Below are 17,252 nucleotides of genomic sequence, written 5' to 3'. Positions count from 1 at the left end.
ATGTGTGAATACTCTCCGGGTCGCCTGCAAGGTGCGCGATCCGTTGCCGTCGTCGATATCGGTTCGAATTCCGTACGGCTTGTCGTCTACGAACAGCTATCTCGAGCGTCGACCGCATTATTCAATGAAAAGGTGTTGGCCGGTCTGGGGCGCGGAGTAGGCGCGACCCATCGCTTGTCCGACGAGTCCGTCGCGATGGCACTGGCCGCGTTGAAGCGCTTTCGCCGGTTATGCTACCAGATCGACGTCAAAAGTGTCCGCGTTCTGGCAACCGCTGCCGTGCGCGATGCCGACAATGGCCCGGAATTCCTCGCCAAGGCGGAAGAAATCCTAGACGGATCAGTCGAGATGCTGTCCGGCCAAGACGAAGCGCGTCGATCCGCGCATGGCGTCATTGCCGGGTTCTGGAAGCCGGATGGCTTCGTGGGGGATCTCGGTGGCGGCAGCCTGGAACTCATCGACGTGAAGGACGGCGCCATCGGCAAGGGGGAAACCTTTCCGTTGGGCGGTATCCGGCTTGAGGAAGCCTCGGGCGGCAAATCGAAGGTCGCCTCCTCGTTGACGCAGGATGCCTTAGAGGGCGCGGATTGGCTTGCTGAAGGCCACAAGCGCAACTTCTACGCGGTCGGCGGCACCTGGCGCTCGCTTGCCCGCCTTCATATGGCGCAGACCGGCTATCCGCTACATGTGATCGACCACTACGCGATCCCTGCCGATGAGGCCCTGGAGTTCTGCCGGGTCATCGCGCATAGCGAAATCGATGCAGTCGACAGCATCGAAGTCGTATCCAAACAGCGCCGTCCGCTTCTTCCCTACGGCGCCGTGGTGCTTGAACAGGTGATCCGCAAGGTGCGCCCGTCGCAGATCGTGATGTCGGCGCTGGGCATGCGCGAGGGCCTGCTCTACGAAATGATGTCACCGGAAGAGCAGGAAAAGGATCCGCTCAAGGTCGCGTGCCGCCAATTGGCGCTTCTGCGCTCGCGATCGCCGAAGCACAGTGAGGAGCTGATCACCTGGACGGATCGGATTTTCGCGGCGCTGGGGATCGAAGAGACCGAGGAAGAGCGGCGCTTGCGGGTCGCGGCCTGTCTGCTGACCGATATCGGCTGGCGTGCGCATCCCGATTATCGCGGCACACAGAGCCTTTCGATCATTTCGAACACTGCCTTTATCGGCATCGATCACCCGGGACGCGCCTATCTGGCGCTTGCTGTCTACTATCGCTACGCGGGGCTGGTGGAAGAAGCGCTGAGCCCGCGCATACGCGAACTCGCCCCCTCGCGCCTCAAGGAGCGGGCACGGATCCTCGGCAGCGTCCTGCGCGTGGGATATCTGGTTTCCGCCGCAATGCCGGGAATTATCCTCGGATCCGATCTGATCGTGCGCGACGATACGCTCGTGCTTAGGTTGCCCGGCGATCTTGCCGATTTCGATGGCGAACGGATCCGGAAACGGCTGGCCCGGCTTGCCAAGATGCTCGGATTGGGGGACTCGGTCACCGAGACGGATTAGCGGGATGTCCTCCGCCGTGGATTGTGTCGGTGTTGTCGGTTAGAGGCTGATGGGCTATGGGCGTTCTTTCATCGCTGAATAGGTTGGCGATATCCCGATCGGTCTCAGGAGCTTCATCCCGTGTCAAATGAACCGAGAAAACCTAGGGTGATCCATCTCCTCGTCGGCGAGTCCTGGGGCGGAGCCGAGCGGTTTTTCGTGAAATTGGCCGGTGCACTCGAAAAGCGCGATATAGATTCGAAAGTCATCATCAAGCGGGATGAACAACGCGCACGCGACCTGCGGACGCTTGGCGTGGAGCCGGTTGAGCTCGATTTCCAGAAAGGTATCGGCGACATATTCGCGCGCATGGCGCTTGCCCGCGAGGTCAAGGCCTTCGCTCCGGAGATGTCGTGGTGGCGTGGATGAACCGCGCCGTGCGACGAATGCCACGGGGAAACTTCGTGAAGGTTGGGCGTCTTGGTGGCTACTACCCGCTGAAATACTACAAGAAATGCGACTGGCTGATCGCGAATACGCCCGATCTGGAACGCTACATCAAGGACGGTGACTGGCCGGCTGACCGGGTACGCATGCTGACGAACTTCGGCGAACTGGAGCCGATGCCGCCCACATCGCGCGCCTCACTCGATACGCCGGAGGACGCGTTCGTCCTGCTCTCCATGGGCAGACTTCATGTCTCGAAAGGTTTCGACACGCTGATCGACGCGGTTACGAAGGTCGAGGGCGCCTATCTGTGGCTTGCTGGCACGGGCGAACTTGAAGCCCCGTTGAAGGCCCAGGCGGAAGCTGCGGGCATCACCGACCGTATTCGTTTCCTGGGCTGGCGCGATGACCAGGCAGCCCTCCTGCAGAGCGCAGACATCTGTGTGGTTCCAATTGCCTTAATCAAGATGGACATCGAGGGGATGGAGTACCGCGTCATCAATGCATTGCTTGACGCGGGTGTGATGGATCAGATCAACATGGTCTACGTTGAGGACCATTGCAATCGTATCCCGGATCTTTCAGTGCAACGCGATTCTACCTTGGCCAAGATCGAGAAACTCGGGCTGACTGAGAAAATCAATTTCGACTGGCCGTGAGTAGCTCTCATGAAGCTCTGCATCGTAACGTACGATTTCCCCCATCCGCATCACACGATGGTCAACGCACATGTGCGGGGACTGTTTGAAGGGAACACGTGTGTATGCTGTTGGAAGGAGCGGAGAGCGTTCGACCGGAAGGTATCGGTTCTAGAACTGAATAGCATCGCCCCCGGGCTTATCGGCAAGGTCTTGCAGCCGATAAATATAATCTCGGACCTCCTGGGCGGTGTGCAGAAATGACGCGTATTCGGAAATCGGAAAAAGGCTGCGGAGCGGTTTTTGAAGAACGAAGGCGTAGACGTCGTCCTTTGCGAGTTCGGAAGCGTTGGAACCGCGCTTGGTCGTGCTCTGTTAGATTCAGGGGTTCCCGTCTTCTGCTATTTCCGCGGTCAGGATGCTTCGGAGAAGCTGAAGTCCAAACGGCAGAGGAAGTACCTCCCGAAGTTCGCGGGCATCTTTTCGGTGTCGCGGTCCCTCGTGGACAATCTGGCTCGCGTAGGAGCGACGCATTCCAATACGCACGTTCTGCCCAGTGGGGTCGATACACGGCGGTTTACGCCCAGAGAAAAGACGCCCAACAGCTTTATCGCCATCGGGCGGCTGATCGCGAAAAAGCGACCGGATATAACCGTTCGGGCGCTCTGCCAGGCTGCACGGAGTTGCGACGACGCAACATTGACCGTTATCGGCGCCGGCGAGATGAGGAACGAATGCGAAGAAATCGTTCGCAAGGAAGGCATGACTGAAAGGGTCCATTTCCTCGGGGAGTTGTCGCATCAGGAAGTCTGCGAGCACCTCGCAGCGAGTGAATATTTCCTGCAATACTCCGTCACCAGCCCTTCGGGAGATACGGAGGGCACGCCGACCTCGATTCAGGAGGCGCTGTCGGCCGGGTGCGTGGTCATCTCAACCCGGCACGCCAGTATTCCCGATCTCATCAGCGAGGGAGAAACGGACTTCCTTGTGGCTGAACGTGACGAAGCCGCGTTTCGCGATCGGATCGCCGAGGCGATGTCCCGTCGTATCGATGTCGAGAAAATGTCCGCAAACAGCCGGAACTACGTTCTGGAGCACCTCGATACCGAAAAGCTCTACCGGCAGCTCGAAGAGATCATGTCTGCGGCTGTCGGGAACGCTTGAAGGTCAGAGCCTCGCGGGCTACGGGCGCCACTGCACTGCATGGCCTGCATTCCCCTCACGACGACATGATCAGTCGCGCGACAGGAAGACCACGTCGTCGACGGAATAGTCCAGGCGCAGTATCAGACCCTTGTGTCCGCAAGCGTTGCGATGAGTTTGTCGATCGCTTCCTGACCGACGATCTTCGGATGAACTTCAAGCAAGATTTTCGAGACGTCGTCGAGCGGGGGCGTCGGCGAGCAGATTCGTCTCGGCACCTTCCACATCCATGACGATCGTCGTGGGGGCGAATTCGGGGATCACCTATGCGAAGCCGTCACACGCAACCGTGGTCGCCCCGCCGAAACCGCGGTCTATGATGGACGATGAAACGACATTGTCGTTGAAATAGAAACTGATCTCACCGCTTTGCGTGGCAACCGCCTTGTTGCGCAAATTGGCGATCATTCCGTTCAACTCGAAGTTCCGGCGAATGATGTCCGCCATCTTCGGATTGGCTTCATAGGAGAGAACCGCGTCCGGGCCGCAAATGCGGGCGCAGACGAGGCTGATGAGTCCGATACCGGCGCCGATTTCGAGAACCCGGTTACCGCGCGACAGCGTCGCGGTTGCAAGCTGGTGTTCCAGATGCTGGTGGCACTCCTTGTAGAGGGCCTTGCAGATGTCTTGCGGCAGGGAAGGGGCCCCGGTCCACAGGGTGAGGAGGCCTGCGTAGCTGACCGTCTTGGGCTTAAACAGCTTGCGTGCGGTGAACTGCAGCTTCTTGAGCTGAGACACACGACGTTTCTTCTGCAGGGCCATTCACGACGCTCCTTCCCGAAACCGCCGGGATAGCTTCAGCCACCCCGGCGGTACGGATCCTATTCCTGAACGTTCAAGCGAAGGCTCAGTTCGCGGAGCTGCTTCGGGGTCGCCTCGGACGGTGCTCCCATCATCAGATCCTGGGCCTGCTGGTTCATCGGGAAGATCGTGACCTCACGCAGGTTCTGCTTGCCGGCGAGCAGCATGACGATGCGGTCGAGACCGGCTGCCATTCCACCATGCGGGGGCGCACCGTACTGGAACGCGCGGTACATGCCGCCGAAGCGCTCGTACAGCACTTCCTCGCTGTAGCCCGCGATACCGAAGGCCTTCACCATGACTTCCGGCAGGTGGTTACGGATCGCGCCGGAGCCGATCTCGTAGCCGTTGCACACCACGTCGTACTGATAGGCCTTGAGTTCCAGAGGATCGGTGTTCTCCAACCCGTCCAGGCCACCCTTGGGCATGGAGAAGGGGTTGTGCGAAAAGTCGATCTTCTTTTCCTCGTCGTCCCATTCGTACATCGGGAAATCGATGATCCAGCACAGGGCGAAGCGGTTCTCGTCGACAAGGTTCAGTTCGGTGCCGGCGCGGGTGCGCGCAGCGCCCGCGAAGTCGGCGAACTTCTTCGGATCGCCCGCCAGGAAGAACGCGGCATCGCCCGCTTCCAGGCCAAGCTGGGTGCGGATCGCTTCGGTGCGCTCCGGCCCGATTTTCTTCGCAATGGGGCCTGCCCCCTGGATCTCGTCACCTTCCATACGCCAGAAGATGTAACCGAGGCCCGGCTGGCTCGCAGACTGCGCCCAGGAATTCATCCGGTCGCAGAAGGCGCGGGAGCCTCCGGTCTTGGCCGGGATCGCCCAGACTGCGGTCTTGGAATCGGATTCGATCATCCGGGCGAAGACCTTGAAGCCGGAACCGGCGAAGTGCTCGGTCACGCCCTGCATCTCGATCGGGTTGCGCAGGTCCGGCTTGTCGGAGCCGTATTTGCGGATCGCCTCGTCATAGGGGATGCGCGGGAATTCCTGCGTGACGGGCTTGCCCTCGGCAAACTCCTCGAAGATGCCGCGAATGACCGGCTCCATCGTGGTGAGGACGTCTTCCTGCTCGACGAAGCTTATCTCCAGATCGAGCTGGTAGAACTCGCCCGGCAGACGATCGGCGCGCGGATCCTCATCGCGGAAGCAGGGGGCAATCTGGAAATAGCGGTCGAAACCGGCAACCATCAGCAGCTGCTTGAACTGCTGCGGCGCCTGGGGCAGGGCGTAGAACTTGCCCGGATGGATACGCGAGGAAACCAGGAAGTCACGCGCGCCTTCAGGGGAAGAGGCCGTGAGGATCGGGGTCTGGTACTCGGTGAAACCGGCACCGTTCATCTGGCGGCGCATGGCGGCGATGACGGCGGAGCGCTTGACGATCGTGTTGTGCAGCGTCTCACGGCGCAGGTCGATGAAGCGATACTTCAGCCGCGTCTCTTCCGGATATTCCAGCTCGCCGAAGACCGGCAGCGGAAGCTCCTTGGCAGCGCTGAGCACATCGAGCTCATCGATATAAACTTCGATCCGGCCCGTCGGCAGCGTCTCGTTGATGGTCTCGTACGACCGCTTCTTGACCTTGCCTTCGACGCGGATTACCCATTCCGAACGAACGGTTTCCGCGATCTTGAAGGCATTGGAATCCGGATCGACGACACACTGTGTCAGGCCGTAGTGGTCGCGCAGATCAATGAACAGAAGCCCGCCATGATCTCGAACGCAATGAACCCAGCCGGACAGGCGCACGGTCTCTTCGACGTGGGTATCGCGCAGTTCCCCGCAAGTATGGCTCCTATAGAGATGCATGGATTCCTCGGCAATTGGGCTTTTGACGTCAAATCACGCGCTGTTTGCGCGCAACAATGGTCGCATGGTGCGACCGGCGCAGAAGACATGCTCGAGGCGGGTTGTCAATGCAAGAGCGCCGTTGCGTGCGGGGTGAACGATTTGGTTGGTAAAATATCCGCCATTGATGATCGAAACGGGGCCCGCGCGTGTCATCCCAAGCCGGGCGCGACGGAAAGTCGATCGACAAGCAACACCCACGATAGTGACGATATCCTTCGACCGATTTCAAGAGGGCCGGCGGCGCGGCCGTGCGAAAAGGCCATACGGACGCAGTCTCGGTACCAATCGACCGAAAGACAAGGCACCGCGCGCGCGAGTCGTTTCCCTCAGGCGTCGAATGCCAGCAGGAGCGGTTGCCACTGATTGCGCAGTGGGGCGAACTCCCGTGTGGTGCTGTCGAAGATGGTGAGCCCCTGACCTGCGAGATTGGAGTAGGCGACGCGATCGCTGATATGTGCCAGCAGGGGCCGTCCAGTTTGCGCAAGAGCTTGGCTCTTGAGCCGCACGCGATTGGCTATGACCTGAATATCGGCCTTTCCCTTCCGCACCTTTTTCAGCTTCGCGATCTTCTCCAGAAAACGATCCGTGGAATCCATGTCGAAGATTGATCCGTGGAATCCATGTCGAAGATTGAAGGCAGAACCGGCACGACAATCTCGTCCACCTCCTTGATCAGGCTTTCGGCATGCGCCGTCGACAACGCTCCGGGGCCGTCGATAACGACTGTGTCGATGTTGTCCGGCGCATCGCCCAACGCCTTGTCTTTCGTCCAGTTGAGCTTCGTGATCGGCGTTGCGACCTTCGGTCTCAGATCGATCCACTTCAAGGATGACTTCTGTCGATCGGCATCAGCGAGCGCGATCGATTGACCGCGCGCGGTGAGTGCGGAAACAATGGTCGTCGCTACGGTGGTTTTTCCGCAACCACCTTTGCGGTTCGCAACCAGGATCGTGCGCATCTGGGCCTGCCTCCCTCTTTTTAAATCGTGTTTCAACCATATAAGCGCACCTTGTGCGCTTCTCCAAGGCGCGAATTGCGGCGTATTGGAGGCGAAGGGGCGACAAGGCATTCAAGCTGCGCTATAGCTCTTGAATTATGACGCCGATTACAAAAACATCCGATCTTGCAGCTGCCTGTTCCCGCTTCGCGAAATTCGATTTCGTCACCGTCGACGCCGAATTCATGCGCGAGAGCGCGTTCTGGCCGAAGCTTTGCCTGATCCAGCTGGCAGGCCCTGAAGACGCCGTGATCGTCGACCACATGGCCAACGGTATTGATCTCTCACCCTTTTTCGATTTGATGCGCGACGAAAGCGTCGTGAAGGTCTTTCACGCCGCCCGTCAGGATATCGAAATCGTGTTCCATCTGGGCGGCTTCGTTCCCCAACCGGTCTTCGATACGCAGGTCGCAGCCATGGTGTGTGGCTTTGGAGATTCCGTCTCCTACGACCAGATCGTCGGAAAGATCACCGGGCACCGCACCGATAAGACGCACTGCTTCACCGATTGGGCGCATCGCCCGCTGACCGAGAAACAGCTCGTCTACGCGCTGGCCGATGTGACTCACTTACGTGAGGTCTATCTGTTCCTGAAGGCGAACCTCGAGGAGCAGAACCGGGCGCACTGGGTTTCGGAGGAAATGCGGGTCCTGACCTCGCCCGAGACGTACCGCATGGCGCCAGAGAACGCCTGGAAGCGCCTAAAGATACGCGTGCGCAAGCCGATCGAGCTGGCGGTTCTCAAGGAAGTTGCCGCCTGGCGCGAGAAAGAGGCCCAGCGCCGCGATGTGCCGCGCAGCCGGGTTATCAAGGATGAGGCGATTTACGAGATCGCTGCCCAGCAGCCGGGCGATCCCGCTGCGCTCGGTGCGTTGCGCACGATCCCGCGCGGTTTCGAACGCTCACGTGTGGCCGACGATATTCTGGCCGCCGTTGCTCGTGCACGCGCCATTCCGAAGAAGAATCTGCCGCCGGTGCCGCGCGACTGTCTTCAGGCGGAAGGATCCGCGGCAGCGGTGGAACTGCTGAAGGTTCTGCTGAAGCTCGTGTGCGAGGATCACGGCGTCGCCGCGAAGGTGGTCGCAACCGTGGACGAGTTGGAGCAGATCGCCTCCGACGACAATGCGGACGTCGCCGCGCTGAAAGGCTGGCGCGGAGAGTTGTTCGGACAGGCCGCCATCAAGCTTAAACACGGACGGTTGGCGCTGGCATTTGCGCACGGCCGCACTATTTTGATTGACCTGCCGCAGGACGAGCCCGCGGGCAAGGGCAACAAGGAAGTTGAGGTCGCTGCCGTGGAATAGAGCGGTAGCGTTTTTCATTTCTGGCTTACATAAGAAGGCCCGCTCCTCATCGGAGCGGGCCTTCTTTTTTGTTTGATTGGAGGTCCGGAGGTCCGGCCACCGCTAGTCGGCGCTGACGTTCGCGCCGAGCACGTTCGGGATCGCCTGCGGCGCGGTCGCCGCCATGCCGAGAAGCTGGGTCACGGGAATCGGGCTTTTCTGATCCAGGCGGACTTCCAGACGTTCCGGGTTCTGCATGAACCTGTCCGCCGCATCGCTCAGGTCATCCGCAAAGGTCGACGATGCGAGGGGGCCGAGAGCGTCCCGGATCTGCGCGACGGTAGCCGCGCGAATTTCAAGCTGCGAAACATTGGCCTTCTTGGCCTGCAACTCGATCATGCGGATGATCGTCGAGGCGTCTTCGATCACGATGGAGCCGCGCTTAACGGTCAGGGTCGCAAGCGATTCCTGCGCCCGGCGCGGGTCCTCGAAGAGGAATTGCGGTACGCCGCCCAAGGTCAGCTTCACGGTCGCCGTCGCGCCGTTCTCAAGAGAGACGTGAGCCTGCTCGAGATCAAGATCGCCGGTATCCTTGTCCCAGTGGACGGACAGATCCTGGTTGATCTTGAGAACGTCGAAGCCGAGATCCTTGAGCGCGGCGCGGCCCTGCGGATTGTTCACCAGCGAGACGGGCATATCGAGATCGGTGAGCGTGCTCGAAATGCTCGTGGGGATCGGGCCGATATAGTTCTCCAGCAGCAACCGGTATTTGGCGAGTGAGAACAAGCCCGTCCGGGTGATGCCCGAAAGCACGGCATCATCGAGTTCGATGCCGCCAATGGTGAGAACCACCGCCATACGCTGGGCAAGGTTCGTAGAGTACTTGTTTTCCGCCACCGCGAAGATGGCCTCGCGGATGGGAAAGCGCAGATTGTTCAAAGCGAAACGCGCTACGCCCGCCTGCGAGGTGTTTTCAGGATTCAGACCGCCTGCGCCTTCGATCAGAACGGTCCCGATACCATCGTTGTCGATATCGGCGACTTTCAAGTGATCGATCTGGCCGACAAGCGTGTTCTTCACCTTGACCTGGAGCCCGTGCATGTGCGCATCGGCAAGACGGTAGCCGCTGATGAATTCGAAAATCGGCTCGACGAACTACTTCGAATCCACTTCCTGCCCCGATGCCAGATGGTCGAGCAGCGTCAAAAGCGAACCACTCTTTGCAGCCAGCCCCATATCTTTGAAGGACAGGTCATCCATGGTGAGAGTAAGGTTTTCTTTCGGTACTGTGACCGTAATGCCCTTGACGGACAGGTCGCCCATAACGGTATCGCTTGTCGTTTCCTTTGGAAATGAAGGGTCGAGGGCGCGCAGTATCGGGCGGTAATCGACATCCGAAACGGTGCCGGAATTGATCGTCGTGTGCGTGATCCGCGTTTCACCGCCAACCACGGGCGTCCGTTCAGTGATCTGGTAATCGCTGATTATTTCGCGTCCGAGATACCCGTTCTTGTAATTGGTGACCTTCAGACCGGATGCCGTACCCGAGCTGGTCATCCCGTCAGGCAGCTTCTGTTCCGTTTGGACACTTTGGCGACGGTGAAGGATGCCAGACGCCACCGTATAAAATTCTGCGAAATCATGCGCAGCAGGCCAATGACCTGCTTGTCCGGAGCGATCGGCACTTCAATGAACCGCGGCCATTCGATGTCAGAGATCACAGCCCCGTTATAGACCTGAGACACGTGGGCGACTGGGGCCTCGATCGTGCTATCGTCTTCAACCGTTTCGGGGGACTTCGACGTGCCCTCCTTGGCCTCTCCGGAGCTCTCCGGTGTAGTCTCTCCGGCGGGAGCCGTCGGCTCCGTCTCCCTCCGACCTTTGCCTTCACGAGGAAGGTTGCCATCTTGAAATCGAGAGTAAGCCCGTCGGCGGACGTGATCTCTTTGGCGGAGAATGTCTTGTCGGTTTCGGTCAATCCGGTGAAGCGGATTTCCGGCGAGGTGGCCTCGAATTCGAAAAACAGGTTCTTGAAGGTATGGAAGTCGTAGTTGAAGGAGAACTTCACATCGACATTGTCGACGATCGTCTCGTTACCGTCCTGGCGAATCTCGCCGTAATCCGCGGTGACTGCACCCGCCGAGAGCATGTCTTCGAACCAGCCGGCAACGATCTCCGAGCCTTGGCGTGCTGCCAGGGCAGGGGACGTGGTGATGAGTAGACCGGCCAGCCCGAAGGCATAAAGGCCGCTTGCGTGTGAGCGCATGGAATAACTCCTATCGAAAGACAGCCTTATGCTCTCAAGCCTGCCGATCTGATGCCGCAGATTACTGATTGGCCGTGACTTCGACCGACAGGACGTCGGGGATCGTCTGCGGCGCGATCATGGCCGTGCCGACAACCTGAGCCACGGGAACCGGCTGAGCGGGATGCGTCGAAGCGGTCAGCGTGCCCGGTTCCTTCAGGAAGGTCGTGGCGGCCTTGGCAACCTTCTCCTGGAAGCCCGGGTTGCCGAGCAAGCTGAGAATGCCGGGCAGGGAGGAGGAAAGCTGGTCTACGAGACCGGCACGATCCGTGCCTACTTCCTTGGCTTGACAGTCAAGAACGCGTTCCACAACCGTGTCATTCTTGAAATGAATGCGGATATCGGAGATCGAGAGCGACTGCAGGAGCTCCATCAACTTGCCGAAGTTCTCCTGAGCGGTGTCGAGCTTGCCGATGAAATCCGGCGTCACGCCTAGGATCGTGGCCGACAGGTGCAAAGCGCCCATGTCCTGACCGGAGATCTGGAAATCCTCGAGGTTCAGACGGCCGTCGGCCGCCGACCACTCGCCCTTAGCCTTGACGTCGAGCTGGAGGGCGTCATAGCCGAGATCAGCCAGCGTCTTACCGAAATCCTCGTCATCGACACCGGCGGGATCGAGCGTGAACTTCTCGATCGCGAAGGAAGCCTTCGCAGAGCCGTCAGTGCCCATGGTCTCGAACGTGCTGGAAATTCGCTCGATCGGGACGTCCACTTCGTCTTCCGCCTTGAGGGTGATCCCTGTGATTTCCAGCGACTTGTACGCGGGCTTCACGTTGAGCGCCTTGGACGGGTTCTCGATTTCGGCCGGGGAGGGTATTCGCACGTCCGTTACCACGGCTGCAGCGAATTCGATGGTGTCTTCGTCATCGACGAGGTTGGCGTCGGTCAACGCCAGGGCCGCCGCACTGATGCTGCCGTCGGTTGCAACGGTTGCATCGGAGAACGCCAGGTTGCCGATGGTGACGTTGCCCGTGTCTCCGTCGCTCTCGTAGTCGACCGTCAGATTGTTCAGGACAATCTGATTGCCGGAAACCGCGACATTCTCGACGGCCACGTTCTTGGCGTCGCCGGCTTCCAGAGAGGTCAGAAACACATCCGCCACGGGGTTGTTCGTCGATTCGAACGCGAAAGCAGTTTGCGGCAGGGCAAGCGCTGCGCCGAGGATCAGGGCGTATCCGGCCTGCGAGAATTTATGGGCACCCATTCGAGGTCTCCAAGCTGAGGTTCAGGTCTTTCGCGTGTAGACCTTCTCGGGATCCGGGACGCGAAAACGGCTCTGTGTGTTCAAACGGCGACAAACGTGAGGCGGGATCGCGTCATGTTGCGTTTTACGCAATTTCTGCGGAAGCAGCCTCGGGGAACATACCGTTAGCGGTCTGAACGTTTTCAAGGCTCGGCAGGCTGGCCTCGTTGCCCAGATGCTGGATGGCATGGACGGAAGCCGCCCGCGAAAAGCGAAAATGATCGCTCCAGCGTGCGTCAGGCTTGTTCAGGTAAGAATAGATGTACGCACCGTGGAAAACGTCGCCGGCGCCGTTCGTGTCGACGATCTTTTCCAGAGGAACGGCCAGCGACGGCATCACCTGCATGGTCCAGTCTTCATCGTACCAGATGAGGCCGCGCTCACCCATAGTGTTTCCGCCGATGCGGCAGCCCCGGCTCCTCAGATATTCGAGCGTCTGATGGGCATTCAGGTTCATCTGCTCGCAAAAGCGCTCCGACACGATCGCGATATCGATGTAGCGCAGCAGCTCGTCGGTATTCGCGCGCACCGCACCGCCGTCAAGTGATGTCAGGATGCCCACTTCACGGCACGTCTTCGCGTAGTGCAGGGCCGCGTCGGGGAGATAGCCGTCAAGATGCAGGGCGCGGCAGCCGTTGAAATTGAGCTGGGGGAAGGGGTGGAGGAAGCTGTCGTCCCGGCAGCGCACGATGGCACGCTGCGAACCCTTCGGCATGATGAAGGACAGCGATGATTCCCGCACCTTGCGGCCGTGAATCTCGATCCCGTACTTGCCCGCCATGTCGTTGAACATGTGGATGAGCCAGTCATTCGCCTGAGAGCCGATCAGATCGGACTTGAAGCCAAGCTTGGCACAGCAAAAGGCAGCGGTGACGGCGTTGCCGCCAAAACTTACGGCGTAGTCCTCCGCAATCGTCTTCTCGTCACCGGTGGGCAGGTGGTCGGTGATGAAGGTGATGTCGATAAGGCTTGACCAATGAACAGGGCTTCCATGCATCCTCTCTGTCGGACAATCACGGGCTTGGGAATGGGTGAGAAAGTTTTTGCAAGTTTGGATATCAGTGCAACCGGGTCTCGTATTTTTCGCGCGATTTAGTCGGCATTTACGTTCATTAGGCACTCTTAACAGATCAGTCACCCTATGCGTTTCGGATCCACAGCTTGTCCCGTCGGTATAAAACCTTTTTCAGAGCACTTTTTGTCGCGGTTCTACTCGCGATCGCGCCTTTGTCGGTGGCCAAGTTCAGTTTGGACCACTACGCCGAATCGCGCGCGCATACTGAACTGCGGGTCGCGGCCGAGCGATATGTGAATCGCGCCGAAGAAGCGTTGTCCGACGGTGTGACGGCGCTTCAGACTCTGGTCGGCGAGAGACATATCACGTGTTTGCCGCACGATCATCTGGCCTATGGCGAGGTCATCCGCGATCACGTCTTCGTCCAGGCGATCGATGTCGTTGATTCCAACGGCGTGCCGATGTGCTCAACGCCAGTGCGCGAGCGCTCGGGAGAGGCGATCGTGCCCGCCTACCGCGAGGACGCGGCGATGGTCGGGCTGGGCTTCTCGACAAGTCCTTCGAAAGCGTGCACCTGGCGACCGTGGCATGGCACGTCGGAAACGGCGTGCGCCTCATCGCGGAGATCTCCGCCCCGTCCGTCTCAATCTATGCAGGACCCGAATATCTCCGGGCGTACTGGCGGGTGGAAGTGCGGCTCGCGCAGAATGTCCGGTGGTTGACCGTCGGCGAAAGCAAGGACGAACAGGCGGACCCGACGGCGGATGGCGGCGAAGAGATGGTCGAATACGTCCGGTCCAAGCGCTACCCGTTGCAGGCGACCATCGTCGCGCCGCGCGCTGCGGCCACGCTCCTTGTCTCCAATCTGAAAGTCCTGACCGCCGTGGCCGCAGGCGGTCTCGCGATGATTTTCATCATCATCGCGCTCTGGATCTCGTGGCAGCCGGATCAGGAAACGAACGATGAATTCGTCGCCGCTATCCGCAAAGGCGAATTCATTCCCTACTACCAGCCAGTCATGGATATCGAAACCGGCGGCCTGCGCGACTGTGAGATGCTGATTCGCTTGGAAACGTCCGGACGGATCGATCGTGTCTCCGGGACATTTCATGCAGTACGCCGAGACGTCCGGCCACATCTTTGAGATGACGCGCCATATCATGCGTCAGACGCTTGTCGACGTCGGCAACCTCTATTCGAAAAATCCGGATCTGAAGCTTTCCGTCAATCTGTTCGCGGGGCACTTCGAGGATCGGAGGATCATCGAGGATCTGATCGAGATCTACGGGGACTCGCGGATCAGCTACAGCCAGATCGTGCGGCAGGTGACCGAGCGCCAGCCGCTGCGCGACATGAACATGGCGCGCAAGATCATCGCGGAGATGCAGTCGCTGGGCATTCGGGTGGCGCTCGACGACGCAGGCACGGGCCACGGCGGCCTGGCCTATCTGCAAAAGCTCGGTATCGACATCATCAAGATCGACAAGATGTTCGTCGACACGCTGTGGACGGAGGTGAGTTCCTCCTCCATCGTCGACATGCTTGTGGAGCTCGCCGGGAAGCTTGGCATGGGAATCATCGCCGAAGGTGTGGAGATGATGGAACAGATCGGACGCCTGCGGGAATTGGGCGTCACATCCGCGCAGATTGGGCGTCACATCCGCGCAGAGATACATCTTTGCACCGCCCCTGCCAGGCCATCTCTATGTCCAGCTTGCCGAAGCGCTGACCAACGGAGAGGCCTTCGAAGGCAACGCCGAACGCGAGCTCGATGACGCCATGGAGGCGGGCGAAGAAGGGTTTGACGAGATCGTCAACGCCTAATTCGTCATGCGGTAGCCCGCCACAGGGTGTGGCCGGCGTCCCTTATGAAACAGCCGTTTTCGCATTGCGAAGTCTCAGACGCGCTCTCGCGTTGGTTGTGGAAAGAGAGCGCACGCGCGCGATGCTCTATAGTTAAATTTATCAATTTATTTATTTGTCTGACAGATCAAGATCGCGGGTGGCTGCGCGAGAGGGTCGTGGCGCATTGGGAGAAATTGGTACTTCACCGATGATCGGGACTTTAGGGTTTACTGGTCGATTTCAAAACACTATCGAGTGATCGCTTGGCCGCAGCCCGGTCGCGCGCCTTGGAGCAGGTCGCCTGGCCGGGTGTATATTGCGATGACAAATGATCGTCGCCGAGCAATCACACTTGTCGTGGACAGAAGGCGCCCCGAATGGACATCAATCCCGACCGCCTGGGCAAAGTGGCGATAATCGCTGCTATCAGCTCGCGCGAGGAAGAAGAAGAGACCTTCAAGCAGTATGTGGCTGCCAACACGCGATTAAAATTAGGTATAACTTTCATCAGCGGCGTCCGTACCGCTGTGACGAAGACCTTCGTGAACTCGTTGGTCGCGTGTCTGCTCTTCATGGGCATCGGCACGATGGCGGACATTTCGTTCATCCTGGCGCGACCCTGGGCCTCGATCACCGTGGCGGTGTGCGCCGAGCTCGGCACGTTCGTGACCCTCGTCATCGGCTACTACTTCAGCCTGACGCCGGGCCAGGCCGCTGCCGTTGGCTCGATCGGTGGTGCTGACGGCCCGATGGTGCTGTTTGCCTCGCTGATCATGGCGAAGGACCTGTTCGTCCCGATCTCGATCATCGCGTATCTGTACCTGTCTGTCGCTTTGCTACGTCGGTTACCCATACCTGGTTCGTTGGCTGGTTCCCGCGAAGTATCGCGACCTGGAAGTCCAGTTCGAGTTCCCAGACGTGAGCCCGCAGGCGAAGTTCGTCTTCACCATCGTCGCTGCGGCTCTGCTTTGCCTGCTGCTGCCGGTCGCCACTCCGCTGATTCTGTCCTTCTTCATGGGCGTTGTGATCAAGGAAGCCGAGATCGAGCCGTATCAGCAGCTCCTCGAGCACACGATCACCTACGGTTCGACCCTGTTCCTGGGTCTGGTCCTGGGCGTGCTCTGCGAAGCTTCGACCCTGCTCGCCCCCCGCGTCGCGATCCTGCTGCTCCTCGGCATCACCGCTCTGGCCGTTTCGGCTCTCGGTGACCTCGGCGGCGGTTGGCTGATGTGGTGGCTCACGAAGGGCAACTTAAACCCGGCGATCGGTATTGCCGGTGTGTCGTGCATGCCTTCGACCGCGAAGATCGCGCAGCGCTGCGCCTTTGAGGCCAGCCCGTACGCAATGATCATGCCCCTCGCAATGGGTGCTTCGATCTGCGGCGTAATCGTCTCCGCCATCGCCGTGAGCGTGTTCGCCTCGACGATCGGCCTGGTCGGTTGATCCTATGTCCGGCGCCCACTTCTCAAACCCGGTGGGCGCCGGACACCTGCGGCTTGTCCGCGAAAATGTAAACCAAGAAGCGTAAAACACGATGCTGACCCAAACTGCCAACGCTTCGGTGTTCTACGGCCTCGCTAATTTCAGCGACATGGAGAGGCGTGTAGGTCTTATCGACCCGATCTGCTTCCTGTCGGAAGTAGACTCCACGAACCGCCTCATGTCGGACCTCCAACAAGGCGGCGCTGAGACGGGTCTCGCATTGGTAGCTGCTCACCAAACCGCGGGAAAAGGCAAGGGCAAGCGTTTCTGGTTCTCCAAACCGGGCAAAGGGCTCGAGATCTACATTCTTCTGCGTCCCGAGCGGCCGCTTGAAGAAATCTCCAAATACACACTCCTACTCGGAGTCGCCGTGGTCGAGGCCGTAAGGCAAACAACAGGAATCCCGGCCGAAGTGAAATGGCCGAACGATATTCTTGTCGCCGGGCGCAAGCTGTGCGACATTCTGTGTGAACTGGTACTGACCGATGAAGGCAAGATGGCGCATGTCATCGCCGGGATCGGAATTAACGTGAATATGGCGGCAACTGATGTGCCGCCGGTGCTTGAAGGGGATTGCTACCTCTCTTGCAATGGAAACGGGACGCGAGACTGACGAGCACGTCCTTCTGGAAGCAATTTTCCAACAAATCGAGATCTG

18 protein-coding genes and 3 pseudogenes are annotated in these 17,252 nt (G+C 59.4%); 12 read left to right on the top strand and 9 right to left on the bottom strand.

What is annotated here, in order from left to right:
- The 5 genes and pseudogenes from QNJ43_RS08245 to QNJ43_RS08225 all read left to right on the top strand — a co-directional run bounded on the left by QNJ43_RS08245 (nucleotide 1) and on the right by QNJ43_RS08225 (nucleotide 3,740).
- Complete coding sequence (locus tag QNJ43_RS08245) at nucleotides 1-1,512, top strand: Ppx/GppA phosphatase family protein (protein WP_300468955.1); 1,512 nt, start codon at nucleotides 1-3, stop codon at nucleotides 1,510-1,512.
- 147 nt (nucleotides 1,513-1,659) lie between these two features.
- Nucleotides 1,660-1,920 carry a hypothetical protein gene (locus QNJ43_RS08240; RefSeq protein ID WP_300468954.1) on the top strand — a complete coding sequence of 87 codons (261 nt, stop codon included), beginning with the start codon at nucleotides 1,660-1,662 and terminating at the stop codon, nucleotides 1,918-1,920.
- Nucleotides 1,905-2,597 carry a glycosyltransferase gene (locus QNJ43_RS08235; protein ID WP_300468953.1) on the top strand — a complete coding sequence of 231 codons (693 nt, stop codon included), beginning with the start codon at nucleotides 1,905-1,907 and terminating at the stop codon, nucleotides 2,595-2,597. Before QNJ43_RS08240 ends, QNJ43_RS08235 begins: the two co-directional genes overlap by 16 nt.
- A gap of 279 nt (nucleotides 2,598-2,876) precedes the next feature.
- Nucleotides 2,877-3,140 (top strand): annotated as a pseudogene (locus tag QNJ43_RS08230) (glycosyltransferase); the annotation flags it as partial.
- Nucleotides 3,126-3,740 (top strand): glycosyltransferase, encoded by a 615-nt coding sequence (locus tag QNJ43_RS08225; protein ID WP_300469054.1) that lies wholly within the window; start codon nucleotides 3,126-3,128, stop codon nucleotides 3,738-3,740. The pseudogene QNJ43_RS08230 and the gene QNJ43_RS08225, both read left to right, overlap by 15 nt.
- A 303-nt stretch (nucleotides 3,741-4,043) precedes the next feature.
- Here the strand turns inward: QNJ43_RS08225 and QNJ43_RS08220 are convergent, their stop codons facing one another.
- The 4 genes from QNJ43_RS08220 to QNJ43_RS08205 all read right to left on the bottom strand — a co-directional run bounded on the left by QNJ43_RS08220 (nucleotide 4,044) and on the right by QNJ43_RS08205 (nucleotide 7,382).
- On the bottom strand, nucleotides 4,044-4,517 hold the full coding sequence (locus QNJ43_RS08220; RefSeq protein ID WP_300468952.1) for an FkbM family methyltransferase: 474 nt from the start codon (nucleotides 4,515-4,517) through the stop codon (nucleotides 4,044-4,046).
- A gap of 83 nt (nucleotides 4,518-4,600) precedes the next feature.
- The gene (aspS, locus tag QNJ43_RS08215) at nucleotides 4,601-6,382 is read right to left on the bottom strand and encodes an aspartate--tRNA ligase (RefSeq protein WP_300468949.1); all 1,782 of its coding nucleotides are present in this window, start codon (nucleotides 6,380-6,382) and stop codon (nucleotides 4,601-4,603) included.
- A 368-nt stretch (nucleotides 6,383-6,750) separates the two neighbouring features.
- Entirely contained in the window at nucleotides 6,751-6,972 is a 222-nt protein-coding gene (locus QNJ43_RS08210; protein WP_300468947.1) for a hypothetical protein, read from the bottom strand.
- A gap of 5 nt (nucleotides 6,973-6,977) precedes the next feature.
- Nucleotides 6,978-7,382: a ParA family protein gene (locus QNJ43_RS08205; RefSeq protein ID WP_300468945.1), complete on the bottom strand. Its 405-nt coding sequence runs from the start codon at nucleotides 7,380-7,382 to the stop codon at nucleotides 6,978-6,980.
- A 137-nt stretch (nucleotides 7,383-7,519) separates the two neighbouring features.
- Here QNJ43_RS08205 and rnd point away from each other — a divergent pair, with 137 nt between their 5' ends.
- Nucleotides 7,520-8,725, top strand: coding sequence for a ribonuclease D (gene rnd / locus QNJ43_RS08200; protein ID WP_300468944.1), 1,206 nt, complete (start codon nucleotides 7,520-7,522; stop codon nucleotides 8,723-8,725).
- Nucleotides 8,726-8,827: 102 nt separating this feature from the next.
- Here rnd and QNJ43_RS08195 read toward each other — a convergent pair whose 3' ends face one another.
- The 5 genes and pseudogenes from QNJ43_RS08195 to QNJ43_RS08175 all read right to left on the bottom strand — a co-directional run bounded on the left by QNJ43_RS08195 (nucleotide 8,828) and on the right by QNJ43_RS08175 (nucleotide 13,245).
- Nucleotides 8,828-9,805 carry a hypothetical protein gene (locus tag QNJ43_RS08195; protein ID WP_300468942.1) on the bottom strand — a complete coding sequence of 326 codons (978 nt, stop codon included), beginning with the start codon at nucleotides 9,803-9,805 and terminating at the stop codon, nucleotides 8,828-8,830.
- A gap of 54 nt (nucleotides 9,806-9,859) precedes the next feature.
- Nucleotides 9,860-10,261, bottom strand: a complete 402-nt coding sequence (locus QNJ43_RS08190; RefSeq protein ID WP_300468940.1) for a hypothetical protein — start codon at nucleotides 10,259-10,261, stop codon at nucleotides 9,860-9,862.
- A 160-nt stretch (nucleotides 10,262-10,421) separates the two neighbouring features.
- On the bottom strand, nucleotides 10,422-10,970 hold the full coding sequence (locus tag QNJ43_RS08185; RefSeq protein ID WP_300468938.1) for a hypothetical protein: 549 nt from the start codon (nucleotides 10,968-10,970) through the stop codon (nucleotides 10,422-10,424).
- Nucleotides 10,971-11,031: 61 nt separating this feature from the next.
- Entirely contained in the window at nucleotides 11,032-12,213 is a 1,182-nt protein-coding gene (locus QNJ43_RS08180) for a hypothetical protein (RefSeq protein WP_300468936.1), read from the bottom strand.
- A 124-nt stretch (nucleotides 12,214-12,337) separates the two neighbouring features.
- Nucleotides 12,338-13,245 (bottom strand): annotated as a pseudogene (locus QNJ43_RS08175) (sugar kinase).
- A 315-nt stretch (nucleotides 13,246-13,560) separates the two neighbouring features.
- Between QNJ43_RS08175 and QNJ43_RS08170 the strand changes: the two are divergent.
- The 6 genes and pseudogenes from QNJ43_RS08170 (at nucleotide 13,561) to QNJ43_RS08145 (ending at nucleotide 17,207) form a co-directional block, all read left to right on the top strand.
- Nucleotides 13,561-13,989 (top strand): hypothetical protein, encoded by a 429-nt coding sequence (locus tag QNJ43_RS08170; RefSeq protein ID WP_300468934.1) that lies wholly within the window; start codon nucleotides 13,561-13,563, stop codon nucleotides 13,987-13,989.
- Entirely contained in the window at nucleotides 13,986-14,411 is a 426-nt protein-coding gene (locus QNJ43_RS08165) for a hypothetical protein (RefSeq protein ID WP_300468932.1), read from the top strand. Before QNJ43_RS08170 ends, QNJ43_RS08165 begins: the two co-directional genes overlap by 4 nt.
- On the top strand, nucleotides 14,359-15,042 hold the full coding sequence (locus tag QNJ43_RS08160; RefSeq protein WP_300468930.1) for an EAL domain-containing protein: 684 nt from the start codon (nucleotides 14,359-14,361) through the stop codon (nucleotides 15,040-15,042). Before QNJ43_RS08165 ends, QNJ43_RS08160 begins: the two co-directional genes overlap by 53 nt.
- A 447-nt stretch (nucleotides 15,043-15,489) precedes the next feature.
- Nucleotides 15,490-15,891 (top strand): annotated as a pseudogene (locus QNJ43_RS08155) (sodium ion-translocating decarboxylase subunit beta); the annotation flags it as partial.
- Nucleotides 15,892-15,925: 34 nt separating this feature from the next.
- The gene (locus tag QNJ43_RS08150) at nucleotides 15,926-16,555 is read left to right on the top strand and encodes a sodium ion-translocating decarboxylase subunit beta (RefSeq protein ID WP_346432911.1); all 630 of its coding nucleotides are present in this window, start codon (nucleotides 15,926-15,928) and stop codon (nucleotides 16,553-16,555) included.
- A 91-nt stretch (nucleotides 16,556-16,646) separates the two neighbouring features.
- Nucleotides 16,647-17,207 carry a biotin--[acetyl-CoA-carboxylase] ligase gene (locus QNJ43_RS08145; protein ID WP_300468928.1) on the top strand — a complete coding sequence of 187 codons (561 nt, stop codon included), beginning with the start codon at nucleotides 16,647-16,649 and terminating at the stop codon, nucleotides 17,205-17,207.
- Nucleotides 17,208-17,252 lie beyond the last annotated feature (45 nt).

Source organism: Breoghania sp., assembly GCF_030066895.1.
GTDB lineage: Bacteria > Pseudomonadota > Alphaproteobacteria > Rhizobiales > Stappiaceae > Breoghania.
This window is presented reverse-complemented; position numbering and strand designations above follow the sequence as displayed.

What these genes read in the sequence shown, in the direction of transcription:
- QNJ43_RS08205 (WP_300468945.1), bottom strand. Translation starts at nt 7,382, where the DNA reads ATGCGCACGATCCTGGTTGCGAACCGCAAAGGTGGTTGCGGAAAAACC.
- QNJ43_RS08180 (WP_300468936.1), bottom strand. Translation starts at nt 12,213, where the DNA reads ATGGGTGCCCATAAATTCTCGCAGGCCGGATACGCCCTGATCCTCGGC.
- aspS (WP_300468949.1), bottom strand. Translation starts at nt 6,382, where the DNA reads ATGCATCTCTATAGGAGCCATACTTGCGGGGAACTGCGCGATACCCAC.
- QNJ43_RS08245 (WP_300468955.1), top strand. Translation starts at nt 1, where the DNA reads ATGTGTGAATACTCTCCGGGTCGCCTGCAAGGTGCGCGATCCGTTGCC.
- QNJ43_RS08145 (WP_300468928.1), top strand. Translation starts at nt 16,647, where the DNA reads ATGCTGACCCAAACTGCCAACGCTTCGGTGTTCTACGGCCTCGCTAAT.
- QNJ43_RS08185 (WP_300468938.1), bottom strand. Translation starts at nt 10,970, where the DNA reads ATGCGCTCACACGCAAGCGGCCTTTATGCCTTCGGGCTGGCCGGTCTA.
- QNJ43_RS08195 (WP_300468942.1), bottom strand. Translation starts at nt 9,805, where the DNA reads ATGCACGGGCTCCAGGTCAAGGTGAAGAACACGCTTGTCGGCCAGATC.
- QNJ43_RS08190 (WP_300468940.1), bottom strand. Translation starts at nt 10,261, where the DNA reads ATGACCAGCTCGGGTACGGCATCCGGTCTGAAGGTCACCAATTACAAG.
- rnd (WP_300468944.1), top strand. Translation starts at nt 7,520, where the DNA reads ATGACGCCGATTACAAAAACATCCGATCTTGCAGCTGCCTGTTCCCGC.